Here is a 14,901-nt window from a genome sequence, read left to right as displayed (position 1 = left end):
CGAACATGGTCCGCTCTGCATGACTTCTACCACTCTAGTCAGCATCGTCATGCCGACCTACAAGCCGCGCTACTTTGAGCAGGCGCTGGAGAGCGTGCTGGCGCAGACCTACGCAGCGTTGGAGCTGGTGATCTGCGACGACAACGCCGATGGCGCTATTGAGACGGTGCTGGCATCCAGGCTGGCGGATGCGCCCTACCCCATTCGCTACCACCGCAACACATCACGGCTTGGCGAGCTCGGCAGCACGGTCAAGGGCATCGGCCTGGCGCAAGGCGAGTACGTCAAGTTCCTGCATGACGACGATGTGCTTGAGCCGGACTGCATTGAGCAGTTGGTGGCGGCGATCGAGCGCAATCCGGGCACGGCGATGGCATCGTCGCGTCGGGTGCGCATCGACGACGATGGTGCGCCTTTGCCGGACATCCTGGCGACCTGCTTTCCGTTTGCCGAAGATGCGTTGATCGACGGGCCGGAGCTGGTGTCGTTCCTGGCCGATCACACCATCAACTTCATCGGCGAGCCGAGTTGCGTGCTGTGTCGGCGCGCCGATCTGCTGGCCATAGGCGCCGACTTGATGTCGTTGAACGGTAAGCCGATTCATTGGGTCGGCGACCTGGCGATCTACGTCAAGCTGCTGCGCCACGGCAACCTGGCGCTGCTGTCCAGGCCGCTCACGCACTTTCGGGTGTCCAACGCGCAGTTCAGCCAGGCCGGTCGTAACCAGCCCGGCATCGGCGACCAAGGCCACGAGGATCTGCGCCAGGGCATCCGCCAGCTGGGTTGGCGGCGCGAGACCGGCGACAACCGGCTGGTGCGGGTTGCGCCGCTCAGCCCGCACAAGGCGCGGGTGTTCAAGTCGGTAGACCTGGTCAATGCGCTGATGCAAAGCGCCGGCATGGCCGAGCGGGTGTCGCCGGCCACCTGGCTGGGCGTGCGCCATCCCAGCGATGTGCAGCGCGCATTGATCGATGCCCGCCTGCAAGCGCATGCCGGCGGGCCACGCATTGCGGTGATGCTGATCGACCGCGATGGCGATGCTGCCGCAGTGGCCGCAACCCAGGCCAGCATCGACGCGGTGGCCTGCTATCGACATCAGCAGACCTGGGTGGTCAGCAGCGCACCGCACCAGCTGGCCGAGCACGGCGAGCGTGCGGTACTGATTGACGACGCGGGTCTGGTGGCCGCACTCAACCAGGCCATTGCAAGGCAACAGGATGTCGATTGGGTGGTGCTGGTGGATGCCGGCAGTGTCTTTACGACCAGCGGCCTGACGATGCTGGCGCTGGGCATGATCGGGCTGCCGGAGCAGTGTCAGGCGGTCTATGCGGACGAAGTGGTCGCGCTGGACACCGCGCAGCTTGGGCTGGCGTTGCGGCCGGCGCTGTATCTGGATGCGCTGTTGAGTGCGCCGTCCACGCTGTCGCGGCACTGGCTGTTCCGCCGCAGCAGTCTGGTGGCCGACGGCGGTTTTCCGGCAGACCTTGGGCAGGCCTTCGAACTCGGCTATCAGCTTGGCCTGGTCGAGCGTTACGGCCTGGCCTGCGTGCAGCACATCGCCGAGCCCTTGTTGGTGGCCGCGGCCCAGACCCGGCACACCGATGCGGACGCGCAACATGCCATTGCCCGCCATCTGGCCGCGCGCGGGTATGCAGACGCGCGCGTGCACAGTGCCGGCCCTGGTCGGCATGCGGTGGATTACCAACATGCCCAGCAGCCGCTGGTCAGCATCCTGGTGCTGGTCGATGGCCGTTTGCCGCAGGTGCAGCGCTGTCTGGAAAGCATCCTGACCAACACGACCTACCCGCATTACGAAGTGCTGCTACTGGATCGCGATAGCAACGCTCCGGACCTGCGCGATTGGCTGGCCGGCATCGAAGCGCTGGGCATGCAGCAGATCCGCGTGCTGCGCTTTGCCGCCGAGACTACGCGTGAAGCGGTCTGCAACGCGGCCGCCGAGCATGCACGTGGGGACGTGCTGCTGTGGCTGTCGGCCGGCGCTGCGGTGATGAAGGCCGATTGGCTGGAGCAACTGCTCAACCACGCACTCCGTCCGGAAGTGGGTGCGGTGGCCGGCAAGCTGTTGCGCGGCGACGGCACCGTGCATCACGCCGGCCTGCTGCTGGGCCTGGGGGCACCGGTGGCGCGCGCGTTTGAAGGCAGTGCCTTCGACGAATCCGGCTATCTGCAGCGCCTGCAGCTGGATCAGAACTACACCGCCTTGAGCGGCGAGTGCCTGATGCTGCCGCGTCAGCTATTTATCGACGCAGGCGGCTTTGCGCTGGAGCCGGCACTGGCGCAATGGAGCGATGTCGACCTGTGCCTGCGCCTGCACCAGGCCGGATACTTGAATGTGTTTGCCGCGCGCGCGCAGCTGTTGATCGACCCACCCGAGCAGGCGCCTGCCACTGCGCTTGACGAAGAAGCGATGTACGCGCGCTGGCTGCCGGTGATGGCCAACGATCCGGCCTACAACCCGGGGTTTTCGCTGGACCCGGGCGCCGGCTTTGCGCTGGCCGACCCGCGCGCCAGCTGGCGGCCGTTGCAGTCGTGGCGGCCGCTACCGAGCGTGATCGCACTGCCGGCCGATATCGAAGGCTGCGGACACTACCGGGTGATCCAGCCGCTGCGCGCCCTGCGCGAGGCCGGGCTGGCCGAGGGCGTGTTGTTCAACGGCTATCTGGAGATCAGCGAGCTGGCACGTCAGGATCCCGACGTGGTGATCCTGCAACGCCAGGTGGGCGAAGCGCGGCTGGAGGCGATGCGGCGTATGAAGGCCTTGTCGCGTGCGTTCAAGGTCTATGAGCTGGACGATTACCTGCCCAACCTGCCGCTGAAAAACACCCATCGCGCGCAGATGCCCAAGGACATTCTCAAGACCGTGCGGCGCGGGCTGGGCCTGGTGGACCGCTTTGTGGTGTCCACACCTGCGCTGGCCGAAGCGTTTGCCGGGCTGCACAGCGATATCCGCGTGGCCGAGAACCGCCTGCCGCCGCATTGGTGGGCGGCGTTGCCGGAGCGCAACGTCCGCCACGGCGGCAAGCCGCGGATCGGTTGGGCCGGCGGCGCCAGCCATACCGGCGACCTGGAACTGATCGCCGACGTGGTGCGCGAGCTAGCCGACGAGGTCGAATGGGTGTTCATGGGGATGTACCCGTTCGCGCTGCGCCAGCACTTGCACCAGTTCCAGCCGGGCGTGCCGATCGATCACTACCCGGCCGCGCTGGCCGCGCTGGATCTCGATCTGGCGCTGGCACCGGTGGAGCAAAACCTGTTCAACGAATGCAAAAGTAATCTGCGACTCTTGGAGTACGGCGCCTGCGGTTATCCGGTGATCGCCAGCGACGTGCGTTGCTACCAGGGCAATCTGCCGGTGACGCTGGTGAAAAACCGCTACCGCGACTGGATCGGTGCGATCCGCGAGCATCTGGCCGACCCGGACGCTTCAGCAGCGAAAGGCGCAGCGTTGCGCGAGGCAGTGCGCCGCGACTGGATGTTGAGCGGCAGCCATCTGGACACCTGGCGAGCCGCCTGGTTGCCGGACTAGCGCGGGGACGCTGCTTCAGCGTTCTCCCGCTTGCGGTGAAAGGGATGCGTGGCTGTGTGTGAATTGACGGTGGTGCCCTCATCCGGCGCTGCGCGCCACCTTCTCCCGCTAGCGGGAGAAGGGAAAGCCTGGCTGCACGCGACTGATCGGTTGCACTGCAACTGGTCGCTCACCGGCTCCCTTCCCTCGCTTGCGGGGGAAGGTGCCCGAAGGGCGGATGGGGGCGATCTCGCTGCAACGTTCCCGCCGACGGGCGCGACAGGAATTCCCCCGTGCCGGAATCCCGACGCGATTTCGGCACGCCGCTTGCATTGGTGTGGATGCCTCCCTGGCTGACCGCACCCATGAGCGACTCCGTTACCTCGATTCTTTCGCAGATCCGCAGCTACCAGACTCAGATGGGCCAAGGCCCGATGGGTGCGGTGGGCGATGCGGCGCGCGGCAATCAGATCCAGGGATTGGCTGGCGCACAGGGAACGCCGGCAACCCAGGCGCCCAGCTTCAGCGAGACCTTGCGCGGCGCCATCGGCGGCGTCAACGAGGCCCAGCAGAAGTCCGGCGCACTGGCCAAAGCATTCGAAATGGGCGACCCCAGTGCCGATCTGGCACGGGTCATGGTCGCCTCCCAGCAATCCCAGGTGGCCTTCCGCGCCACTGTCGAAGTCCGCAACCGTCTCGTCCAGGCTTATCAGGACGTCATGAACATGCCGCTGTAAAGGTCGAACACCCATGGCACTCGCAATCAGCAGAGAAAACATGAACCAGAACGCCGAAAAGGCGGGCCAGTGGTTCGACCGTGTCCGTAGCCTGCAGATCACCCGCAAGCTGACCATGATGGCGATGATCGCCCTGGCGGTAGGTGCCGGCCTGGCGGTGTTCTTCTGGTCGCAGCAGCCGGGCTATCAGTCGCTGTACACCGGCCTGGACGAAAAGGGCAACGCCGAGGCGGCCGACCTGCTGCGCACCGCGCAAATCCCGTTCAAGATCGACCAGGGCACCGGCGCCATCTCGGTACCGCAGGACCGTCTGTACGACGCGCGCCTGAAGCTGGCCGGCTCCGGCCTGACCGGTAAGGAGACCGGCGGTGGTTTCGAGCTGATGGAAAAGGACCCGGGCTTCGGCGTCAGCCAGTTCGTGGAAAACGCCCGCTACCAGCACGCGCTGGAAACCGAACTCTCGCGCACCATCAGCACCCTGCGTCCGGTACGCGAGGCGCGAGTGCATCTGGCCATTCCCAAGCCCAGCGCCTTCACCCGCCAGCGTGACGTCGCCAGCGCCTCGGTGGTGCTGGAGTTGCGCGGTGGCCAGGGCCTGGAGCGCAACCAGGTGGATGCCATCGTCAATTTGGTGGCGTCCAGCATCCCGGACATGACCCCGGAGCGCGTGACCGTGGTCGACCAGAGCGGCCGCATGCTCTCCATTGCCGACCCCAACAGCGACGCCGCCCAGCACGCCGCCCAGTTCGAACAGGTGCGTCGCCAGGAAAGCTCCTATAACCAGCGCATCCGCGAGTTGCTGGAACCGATGACCGGCCCGGGCCGGGTCAACCCGGAAGTCAGCGTGGACATGGACTTCTCGGTAGTCGAAGAAGCCCGCGAGCTCTATAACGGCGAGCCGGCCAAGCTGCGCAGCGAGCAGGTCAGCGACAGCAGCACCAGCGCCACCGGCCCGCAGGGCCCTCCGGGCGCCACCAGCAACAGCCCCGGCCAGCCGCCGGCTCCGGCCGTCGCCGGTGCGCCGGGCACCCCGGCCGCCGCCAATGGCCAGGCCGCAGCGCCGGCCGCGCCGACCGAAAGTTCCAAGAGCGCCACCCGCAATTACGAATTGGACCGAACCTTGCAACACACCCGTCAGCCGGCCGGCCGCATCAAGCGGGTGTCGGTGGCGGTGCTGCTGGACAACGTCCCGCGCCCCGGTGCCAAGGGCAAGATGGTCGAGCAGCCGCTCACCGCCGCCGAGCTCACCCGCATCGAGGGCCTGGTCAAGCAGGCGGTAGGCTTTGATGCGGCACGTGGCGACACGGTGTCGGTAATGAATGCCCCGTTTGTGCGGGAAGCGGTTGCGGGCGAGGAAGGCCCCAAGTGGTGGGAAGACCCGCGCGTACAGAACGGTCTGCGCCTGCTGGTCGGTGCGGTGGTGGTGCTGGCGCTGCTGTTCGGCGTGGTACGCCCCACCCTGCGTCAACTCACCGGCGTGACCGCGATCAAGGAAAAACACCGCAAGGGCGGCAACGATGGCACTCCACAGAGCGCCGACGTGCGGATGGTCAACGACGACAACGACCTGATGCCCGGCCTGGAAGAAGACACCGCGCAGATCGGTCAGGAACGCAAGACCCCGATCGCCCTGCCGGACGCCTACGAAGAACGCATGCGCGTGGCGCGCGAAGCAGTCAAAGCCGATTCAAAACGTGTCGCACAAGTCGTAAAGGGATGGGTCGCCAGTGAAGCCTGATACACAACCGATGACTGGAGTGCAGCGCGCCGCGGTGCTGTTGCTGTCGCTGGGTGAAAGCGATGCTGCCGAAGTGCTCAAGCACATGGACCCGAAGGAAGTGCAAAAGATCGGCATCGCCATGGCCACCATGACCGGCATTTCGCGCGATCAGGTCGAGAAGGTGATGGACGACTTCAACGGCGAACTAGCCGGCAAGACCTCGCTGGGCGTTGGCGCCGACGATTACATCCGTAACGTGCTGATCCAGGCGCTGGGCGCCGACAAGGCCGGCGGCCTGATCGACCGCATCCTGCTGGGCCGCAACACCACCGGCCTGGATACCCTGAAATGGATGGACCCGCGCGCGGTCGCCGACCTGGTGCGCAACGAACACCCGCAGATCATCGCCATCGTGATGGCGCATCTGGATAGCGACCAGGCCGCAGAGGCACTGAAGCTGCTGCCCGAGCGCACCCGCGCCGACGTGCTGCTGCGCATCGCCACCCTGGACGGCATCCCGCCGAATGCGCTGAGCGAGCTCAACGACATCATGGAGCGCCAATTTGCCGGCAATCAGAACCTGAAGTCGTCCAACGTGGGCGGCATCAAGGTGGCCGCCAACATCCTCAACTTCCTGGACACCGGCCCGGAACAAGGCGTGCTGGGCGAGATCGGCAAGATCGACGCCGACCTGGCCAGCAAGATCCAGGACCTGATGTTCGTGTTCGACAACCTGGTGGACCTGGACGACCGCGGCCTGCAGACGCTGCTGCGCGAAGTCTCCGGCGAGCGCCTGGGCCTGGCCCTGCGCGGTGCCGACACCAAGGTGCGCGAAAAGATCACCCGCAACATGTCCCAGCGCGCTGCCGAGATCCTGATCGAAGATATGGAAGCGCGTGGCCCGGTGCGCCTGGCCGACGTGGAAGCGGCACAGAAGGAAATCCTCACCATCGTCCGCCGCCTGGCTGACGAAGGCGCCATCAGCCTCGGCGGCGCCGGTGCGGAGGCCATGGTATGAACGACGTGGTCACCCGCTGGCTGGCACCCGACCTGCACATGGCCCTGGCCGCGCCGGAACCGGAGTTCGACGAACCGGCCGTATACGAGCCGGTGCTGCGCCCGCCGACCCTGGAAGAAATCCAGGCCATCGAAGACGCCGCCCAGCAGGAAGGCTTTGCCCGCGGCCATGCCGAAGGCTTTGCCCAGGGCCAGTCTGAAGTGCGCCGTTTGACCGCGCAGATCGACGGCATCCTGGACAACTTCACCCGCCCGCTGGCGCGACTGGAGAACGAAGTGGTCGGCGCGCTCGGCGAGCTGGCTGTGCGCATCGCCGGTCAGCTGGTCGGGCGTGCCTACCAGGTCGAACCGCAACTGCTGGCCGACCTGGTCGGCGAGGCCGTGGATGCGGTCGGCGGCGCCGGCCGCGAGGTCGAAGTGCGCCTGCACCCGGACGACATCACCGCGCTGCTGCCGCATCTGGCGCCCAGCAGCACCACCCGCGTGGCCCCGGACATGAGCCTGAGCCGCGGCGACCTGCGCGTACATGCCGAAAGCGTACGCGTGGACGGCACCCTGGAAGCGCGCCTGCGGGCCGCGCTGGAGACAGTCATGCGCAAATCCGGAGCGGGCCTGTGAGCGCCCTGTTCGGTGCCACCCCGGCCGATTGGCTGGATGCACGCAATCTGCGCCTGGCCACCCGCCTGGGCACGCTTGGCCTGGAACCCACCGCCGGCCGCACCCTGATCCGCGAAGGCATCCTGCGCCGCGCCGTCGGCCTGACCCTGGAAGCCACCGGCTGCGAAGCGCCGATGGGCGCCACCTGCAAGGTCGAAGTCGATGGCGGCTGGGTGGATGCCGAAGTGGTCGGCTTTGCCGGCGAACGGACCTATCTGATGCCCAGCGCCGAATTGCACGGCCTGCTGCCCAACGCCCGCGTGGTGCCCTCGCGGCGCCGCGGTGGCGTGGAAGTGGGCGAAGGCCTGCTCGGCCGCGTCATCGACAGCGATGGCACCCCGCTGGACGGCAAAGGCCCGATCCGCGGCGAAGGCAGCGTCAGCATGGCCGGCATGTCGATCAACCCGCTGGCGCGCGAGCCCATCACCACCTCGCTGGATGTAGGCGTGCGCGCCATCAACGCCATGCTGCCGATCGGCCGTGGTCAGCGCGTGGGCCTGTTCGCCGGCTCCGGTGTCGGTAAATCGACGCTGCTGGGCATGATGACCCGCTTCACCTCGGCCGACGTCATCGTGGTCGGCCTGATCGGCGAACGTGGCCGCGAAGTACGCGATTTCGTCGAAACCACCCTGGGCGAAGAAGGCCTGCGCCGCGCCGTGGTCGTGGCCGCCCCGGCCGACCGCCCGCCGCTGGCGCGCCTGCATGGCGCCTACCGCGCCACGGCGATTGCCGAATGGTTCCGCGATCAGGGCTTGAACGTATTGTTGCTGATGGATTCGCTGACCCGCTTCGCCCAGGCGCAGCGCGAGATCGGCCTGTCGGTCGGTGAGCCGCCCACCACCCGCGGCTACCCGCCGTCGGTGTTCGCCAAATTGCCGGCGCTGGTGGAACGTGCCGGCAACGGCGCCAAGGGCCGTGGCTCGATCACCGCCTTCTACACCGTGCTGACCGAAGGCGACGACCCGCAGGACCCGATTGCCGACGCCGCCCGCGCCATTCTGGACGGCCATATCCTGCTCTCGCGTCGGGTTGCCGACAGCGGCCTGTACCCGGCCATCGACCTGGAATCGTCGGTCAGCCGCGTGGTGCAGGACATCGCCGACGAACCCTGGCGCCTGCGCATCCGCAAGCTCAAGCGCCTGCTCTCTGCCTACACCGCCAACCGCGACCTGATCGCCATCGGCGCCTACCAGCGCGGCAGCGACCCGGCCACCGACGAAGCATTGGCGCGCTGGCCGGAGATCGTCGAATTCCTTGGCCAGGACGTCCACAAGGCATCGCTGCTGAGCGATAGCCTGTCCGCGCTGCAGCAGCTGGTGGAACCCGAGAACTAATCCATGATGCAGTCCAAGCGAATCGATCCCCTGCTACGGCGGGCACAGGAACAGGAAGACAAGGTCGCCCGCGATCTGGCCGAGCGCCAGCGCACCCTGGAGACCCATCAGTCGCGCCTGGAAGAACTGCGCCGCTACGCCGAGGAATACGCCAACAGCCAGCTGGCCGGCACCAGTGCGGTCGCGCTGAGCAACCGCCGCGCCTTCCTTGATCGGCTCGACAGCGCCGTGCTGCAGCAGGCCCAGACCGTGGAAAGCAATATCGCCAAGGTCGAATCCGAGCGCACCCGCCTGCTGCTGGCCAGCCGCGAGAAGCAGGTGCTGGAGCAACTGGCCGCCAGCTACCGCGCCCAGGAAAACAAGGTGATCGAACGTCGCGACCAGCGCGAGATGGACGATCTTGGCGCACGCCGCTCGCGCCTGGCGCGGGCCGAAGATACTCACGGAGACTCCGTATGAACCCCCTGTCCGCGTTTGCCGCCGGCCTTGGCGCGCTTGCCAGCACTGGCAAGAAGTCCAGCTACAGCGACCCGTCGTCCGAACAGGACCCGGCGCAGGACCAGTTTGCGCGCATGCTCAATCCGGCCAATACGCCCAACCACGCCCCGCAGCAGGCGCCCGAGCGCGTGCCGGCCAAGCAGCCCGCGGCCAAATCCAGCCAGCCCGACAAGAACCGCGGCGACGACGAACAGAACGATGACGCGCCCGGCGATGCGACCAAGCGCCCGCGCGCCCAGGACGGCGATACCAAGTCTGCGCAGCCCGCCAAGGAACCGACGGCCAAGGACAGCAGTGCAGCCACCGCGACCGGCAAGAGCGCAACCGCCAGCAAGGACAGCAAGGACGCCCCCACCGATGCCGCCACGCCGACCGAGGCCGGCTGGCCGCCAGCGGGGCTCGGCGGTTTTGGCATGAGCCTGCTGGCCCAGGCGGTACCGGGCGGCGATGTGCTCGCCGCCGCTGCCGCCGCACTGGCCGCCAGTATTGCCAATGCGGCCGGCGCCACGCCGACCGCAACCGCACTGCCGACCGACGCCACCGCACCTACAGCGACTGCTGCCGCAACCGCCGCGAGCGCCCTGCCCGCCCTGGGTGCGCTCGCGCCGGCTGCCGCCGCAGGCGCCAAGCCCACCTCGACCACCGCAGTCAGCGGCGATGCGCAAGCCGCAGCGCTGATGAGCATGGCGGTCAAGGCGCTGGACCCGGCCGACGACACCGCCGCAACGGACGCGCCGGATGCCCCGGCGTTTGTGCTGCCGACCGCCGCGCCTACGCTTACCCGCCTGCAGGACCCGGCGCCGATCTTTGCCGCCTCGCCTACCCCGACCCCGGAGATGGGCAGCGACACCTTCGACGATGCCATCGGCGCCCGCCTGAGTTGGCTGGCCGACCAAAAGATCGGCCACGCGCACATCAAGGTCACCCCGAACGAGATGGGCCCGGTCGAGGTGCGTCTGCATCTGGACGGCGACAAGGTCAACGCCAGCTTCACCGCCGCCAACGCCGACACCCGTCAGGCCTTGGAACAGAGCCTGCCGCGGTTACGCGAAATGCTCGGCCAGAACGGTTTCCAGCTGGGCCAGGCCGATGTCAGCCAGCAACAGCAGAACCAGACCGGTAACCGCAACGGCGGTGGGCGCGATGGCAACGGCCTCACCCTGGACGACAGCCCGCCCGTCGGAATTCCGTCGGTGGTGTTACGCCAGCGTGGATTGCTGGACGCCTACGCCTGAGCCACCGCGCCGGATTAGCCCGGCGCGCTGCACAAACGCGTGTCGCACCGACGCTGCGACCATCCCAACCCCCACGCGGCGCAAGGCTCGCGGGGGTTTTTGTGTACGCGCGCCTGCCGTGCCAGGAAACCGTCGCGGTTTTGGCATGCCAATTGCATCCCTTGGATGAGCATTCTCCTGGAGCAGAACGTGGCAGCGGCCAAGAAACCTGAAAAGACCGAAAAGACCGAAGAGAAAGACGAGAAGAAGAAAGGCGGCAAAAAGCCTCTTCTGCTGATCGCCATCGGCGTGGTCGTGCTGGCCGCGGCCGGCGGCGGCGCGTGGTTCTTTCTGGGCCACAAGGGCGATGAAAAAGGCGGCAAGCACGCCGCGCCCAAGGTCGCCGAAGTGCCCAAGCCGGCACAGTATTTTCCGATGGACCCGGCGATCGTGGTCAACCTGGCCGACCCCGGCGACGGCCCGCAGTACCTGCAGGTCGAAGTGCAGCTGGTCACCCGCGACCCGGAAGAACTCAAGCTCATCACCGAAAACGCGCCGGCCATCCGCGCACACCTGTTGATGCTGCTGTCGCAGACCAAGGCCACCGATGTGGCCGATCTGCCCGGCAAGCAGAAGCTGCAGAAGGCCGCGCTGACCGAAGCGCAAAAGGTCATGACCAGCGAAACCGGCAAGAAGTGCGTCGAAGAATTGCTGTTCACCAGTTTCGTTACCCAGTAAGGCCTGCCCATGAGCGTCAGTGATCTGCTTTCCCAGGACGAGATCGATGCCCTGCTGCATGGCGTGGATTCCGGTGCGGTCAATACCGAGCCGGAGCCGCTGCCCGGCGAGGCGCGGCAATACGATCTGTCCAGCCAGGACCGCATCATCCGTGGGCGCATGCCGACCCTGGAGATGGTCAACGAGCGCTTTGCGCGGCTGTGGCGCATCGGTCTGTTCAACCTGATCCGGCGCTCGGCCGACCTGTCGGTGCGTGGCATCGACCTGGTCAAGTTCAACGAGTACATGCACTCGCTGTACGTGCCGACCAACCTCAACCTGATCCGCTTCAAACCGCTACGCGGCACCGGCCTGATCGTGTTCGAACCCACGCTGGTGTTCACCGTGGTGGACAATTTCTTCGGTGGCGATGGCCGCTTCCACACCCGCATCGAGGGCCGCGAATTCACCGCCACCGAGATGCGCGTGATCCAGCTGATGCTCAAGCAGACCTTTGCCGATCTGAAGGAAGCCTGGGCGCCGGTGATGGAGGTGGACTTCGAGTACATCAACTCCGAGATCAACCCGCACTTCGCCAACATCGTCACCCCGCGCGAGTACGTGGTGGTGTGCCGCTTCCATGTGGAGCTGGAGGGTGGCGGTGGCGAGATCCACATCACCCTGCCGTATTCGATGCTGGAACCGATCCGCGAGCTGCTCGATGCCGGCATCCAGAGCGACCGCAACGACCGCGACGACTCCTGGAACGTGATGCTGCGCGAGCAGCTCAACACCGCCGAGGTGACGCTGTCGAGCGTGCTGGCCAGCAAGCGCATGAGCCTGCGCCAGCTCACCGGTTTGAAGGTCGGCGACATCCTGCCGATCGATCTGCCCGCACAGGTACCGCTGTGCGTGGAAGAAATCCCCATGTTCACCGGCGAATTCGGGGTCTCCAACGGCAACAACGCCGTGAAGATCACCGCCGTCCGCCCGCCCGGCGTGCAAGCCCCGCGTGCCGTTCCATCCCAGGACCCCAGCAAATGATGAACTCCGACATCCTCGACGCCGCGCCCGCCACCTTCGACAACCTGCAGGCCGAGCACGACCACAACGCCACCGACCTCAATCTGGACGTCATCCTGGACGTGCCGGTGACGCTGTCGCTGGAAGTGGGCCGCGCCCGCATTCCGATCCGCAACCTGCTGCAGCTCAATCAGGGCTCGGTGGTGGAACTGGAACGCGGCGCCGGCGAACCGCTGGACGTGTACGTCAACGGCACCCTGATCGCGCATGGCGAAGTGGTGGTGATCAACGACCGCTTCGGCATCCGCCTGACCGACGTGGTCAGCCCCAGCGAACGGATCCGGAGGCTGCGGTGATCGGCCTGCTGGCTGCCGCCGCGCCCGTCGCGGCCAAGGCCACCCAGGTCGGCGCGCACGCGCCATCCTCGCCCAGCCTGTTTGGCGCGGTCTTTGCATTGCTGTTGGTGCTTGCGCTGATCGTCGGCCTGGGCTGGTTGCTCAAGCGCATGCCCGGCAGCGGTTTCCGCAACAGCGAGGGCCTGCGCATGGTGACCAGCCTGGCGGTGGGTGCCAAGGAACGCGTGGTGGTGGTGGAGGTGAACGGCCAGCAGCTACTGCTGGGTGTCACCGCCGGCGGCATCAGCACCTTGCACACCTTGCCCGAACCGCTGCCGCCCACGCCTGCACCCACGCTGCCCAATTTCAAGCAACTCCCCAATTTCGCCCAGCTGCTCGCTCAGAAGCTGCGCAAGGACCCGTGACATGTTCAGTTGTTGGAATCGCTGGGGGCGCAGCCTCCGCCTGATCTTGATCCTGCTGGTGATGAGCTGCCCGCTGCTGGCCGCCGCCACACCGGCCGCGTTGCCGTCGATGGCGCAGGCTGCCGCGCCCGCTGCCGCACCGGCGGCGGTGCCACCCGGCTCCAACCAGTTGCCGACCCTGCCGAACGTGAGCGTCGGCCGTATCGGCGACCAGCCGGTGAGCCTGCCGCTGCAAACCTTGCTGCTGATGACGGCGATCACCCTGCTGCCGTCGATGCTGCTGGTGCTCACCGCCTTTACCCGCATCACCATCGTGCTGGGCCTGCTGCGCCAGGCACTGGGTACCGGCCAGACCCCGTCCAATCAGGTGCTGCTGGGCCTGGCAATGTTTCTGACCGCCCTGGTGATGATGCCGGTGTGGCAAAAGATGTGGGGCGCCGGCCTGCAGCCGTACCTCAACAACCAGATCGACTTTTCCACTGCCTGGACGCTGACCACCCAGCCGCTGCGCGCCTTCATGCTGGCGCAGATCCGCGAAACCGATCTGATGACCTTCGCGGGCATGGCCGGCGACGGCAAGTACGCCGGCCCGGACGCGGTGCCGTTCCCGGTGCTGGTGGCGTCGTTTGTGACCAGCGAGCTGAAGACGGCATTCGAGATCGGGTTCTTGATCTTCATTCCGTTCGTGATCATCGATCTGGTAGTGGCGAGTGTGTTGATGTCGATGGGCATGATGATGCTGTCGCCGATGTTGATCTCTGCGCCGTTCAAGATTCTGTTGTTCGTGCTGGTGGATGGGTGGGTATTGGTGGTGGGGACGCTGGCTGCGAGCTTTAATGCGTCGTAAGTGTGGGCGCGCGTTGCGCGCGCGGTAGCACTCCCCCCAGCTGACTGAGTTTGTTAAAGCGTCGGCACAGCAAAGCTGTATCACTCAAGCATCTGCGCCGCCTTCTGCCTTCCGCCTTTTCGCTTTGTCTTTGTATTTCTCTCCGGCTTCCCGCTTCTCCGGGGCCCCATACCGCAGCGGCAGGCCATCCGGGGCAAACCCCGCAGGGGCGGCGCGCATGGATGCGCGACGTTTTTCAAAGGGACATGGACGTCCCTTTGAAAAATTCCCGGATGGCATGCGGACCTGGAGCGCGTAGCGCGGAAGGCGCGAGGACGGGGTGTGCTTTCTTTTGGTTACTTTTCTTTGCACAAGCAAAGAAAAGTGACTCGCGCCCGTAGGGCGTGAAAGCATTTGACCTACTGTTCCGATATCAAAGCAAGCGCACAAGCACAAGCAATTGCAGAGCTTTCGGCCCCCTTCGGGGGTCGAGTTACTTTCTTTGCTTGTGCAAAGAAAGTAACCAAAGAAACACACCCCCGTCCTCGCGCCCCTCCGCGCCAAGGCGCTCCGGGTAAGCAAGCCGGGTAGAAATTTTTGTAAGGGACATCCATGTCCCTTACAAAAACGTCGCGCATCCATGCGCGCCGCCCTGCGGGTTGTATCTACCCGGCTTGCCGCTGCGGTATGGGGGATGGGAAGCCAACGGCAAAAGGCGAAGGCAAGGGCAAGGGCAAGGGCAAGGGCAAAGCTCACACCAGAGCCAAGCCAAGCCAAGCCAACATCCAAAGCGACAGCGACAGCGACAGCGACAGCGACAGCGACAGCGACAGCGACAGCGACAGCGACAGCGACAGCGACAGCGACAGCGA

13 protein-coding genes are annotated in these 14,901 nt (G+C 66.2%); all 13 read left to right on the top strand.

The features are described 5' to 3' along the window. Positions 1 to 49: 49 nt before the first annotated feature. The 13 genes from VC212_RS16605 (at position 50) to fliP (ending at position 14,050) form a co-directional block, all read left to right on the top strand. Entirely contained in the window at positions 50 to 3,547 is a 3,498-nt protein-coding gene (locus VC212_RS16605; protein WP_323526507.1) for a glycosyltransferase, read from the top strand. A 344-nt stretch (positions 3,548 to 3,891) separates the two neighbouring features. Continuing rightward, on the top strand, positions 3,892 to 4,263 hold the full coding sequence (fliE, locus tag VC212_RS16600; RefSeq protein WP_055854604.1) for a flagellar hook-basal body complex protein FliE: 372 nt from the start codon (positions 3,892 to 3,894) through the stop codon (positions 4,261 to 4,263). Between the two features lie 13 nt (positions 4,264 to 4,276). Further along, positions 4,277 to 6,001: a flagellar basal-body MS-ring/collar protein FliF gene (fliF, locus tag VC212_RS16595; RefSeq protein ID WP_115553762.1), complete on the top strand. Its 1,725-nt coding sequence runs from the start codon at positions 4,277 to 4,279 to the stop codon at positions 5,999 to 6,001. 10 nt (positions 6,002 to 6,011) lie between these two features. Next, positions 6,012 to 7,001, top strand: a complete 990-nt coding sequence (fliG, locus tag VC212_RS16590; RefSeq protein WP_055854507.1) for a flagellar motor switch protein FliG — start codon at positions 6,012 to 6,014, stop codon at positions 6,999 to 7,001. Beyond that, the gene (locus VC212_RS16585) at positions 6,998 to 7,618 is read left to right on the top strand and encodes a FliH/SctL family protein (protein ID WP_055854509.1); all 621 of its coding nucleotides are present in this window, start codon (positions 6,998 to 7,000) and stop codon (positions 7,616 to 7,618) included. The genes fliG and VC212_RS16585 overlap by 4 nt, the downstream gene beginning before the upstream one ends. Beyond that, positions 7,615 to 8,991 carry a flagellar protein export ATPase FliI gene (gene fliI, locus VC212_RS16580; protein ID WP_005997126.1) on the top strand — a complete coding sequence of 459 codons (1,377 nt, stop codon included), beginning with the start codon at positions 7,615 to 7,617 and terminating at the stop codon, positions 8,989 to 8,991. The genes VC212_RS16585 and fliI overlap by 4 nt, the downstream gene beginning before the upstream one ends. Before the next feature lie 3 nt (positions 8,992 to 8,994). Further along, positions 8,995 to 9,450, top strand: coding sequence for a flagellar export protein FliJ (gene fliJ / locus VC212_RS16575; protein ID WP_055854512.1), 456 nt, complete (start codon positions 8,995 to 8,997; stop codon positions 9,448 to 9,450). Next, positions 9,447 to 10,724, top strand: a complete 1,278-nt coding sequence (locus VC212_RS16570) for a flagellar hook-length control protein FliK (RefSeq protein ID WP_323526405.1) — start codon at positions 9,447 to 9,449, stop codon at positions 10,722 to 10,724. The genes fliJ and VC212_RS16570 overlap by 4 nt, the downstream gene beginning before the upstream one ends. A gap of 165 nt (positions 10,725 to 10,889) precedes the next feature. Beyond that, on the top strand, positions 10,890 to 11,441 hold the full coding sequence (locus tag VC212_RS16565) for a flagellar basal body-associated FliL family protein (protein WP_193552442.1): 552 nt from the start codon (positions 10,890 to 10,892) through the stop codon (positions 11,439 to 11,441). Positions 11,442 to 11,450: 9 nt separating this feature from the next. Further along, complete coding sequence (gene fliM / locus VC212_RS16560) at positions 11,451 to 12,464, top strand: flagellar motor switch protein FliM (protein WP_005996003.1); 1,014 nt, start codon at positions 11,451 to 11,453, stop codon at positions 12,462 to 12,464. Then, positions 12,461 to 12,799 (top strand): flagellar motor switch protein FliN, encoded by a 339-nt coding sequence (gene fliN, locus VC212_RS16555; RefSeq protein ID WP_055854516.1) that lies wholly within the window; start codon positions 12,461 to 12,463, stop codon positions 12,797 to 12,799. The genes fliM and fliN overlap by 4 nt, the downstream gene beginning before the upstream one ends. Next, positions 12,796 to 13,203, top strand: a complete 408-nt coding sequence (gene fliO / locus VC212_RS16550; protein ID WP_323526404.1) for a flagellar biosynthetic protein FliO — start codon at positions 12,796 to 12,798, stop codon at positions 13,201 to 13,203. The genes fliN and fliO overlap by 4 nt, the downstream gene beginning before the upstream one ends. A 1-nt stretch (position 13,204) precedes the next feature. Continuing rightward, positions 13,205 to 14,050: a flagellar type III secretion system pore protein FliP gene (fliP, locus tag VC212_RS16545; protein ID WP_055854522.1), complete on the top strand. Its 846-nt coding sequence runs from the start codon at positions 13,205 to 13,207 to the stop codon at positions 14,048 to 14,050. Positions 14,051 to 14,901 lie beyond the last annotated feature (851 nt).

The sequence above is a fragment of the Xanthomonas sp. WHRI 8932A genome (assembly GCF_035012785.1).
Lineage (GTDB): Bacteria > Pseudomonadota > Gammaproteobacteria > Xanthomonadales > Xanthomonadaceae > Xanthomonas.
The sequence above is the reverse complement of the archived record's forward strand: the minus strand, read 5'-3'. Positions and strand labels throughout refer to the sequence as shown.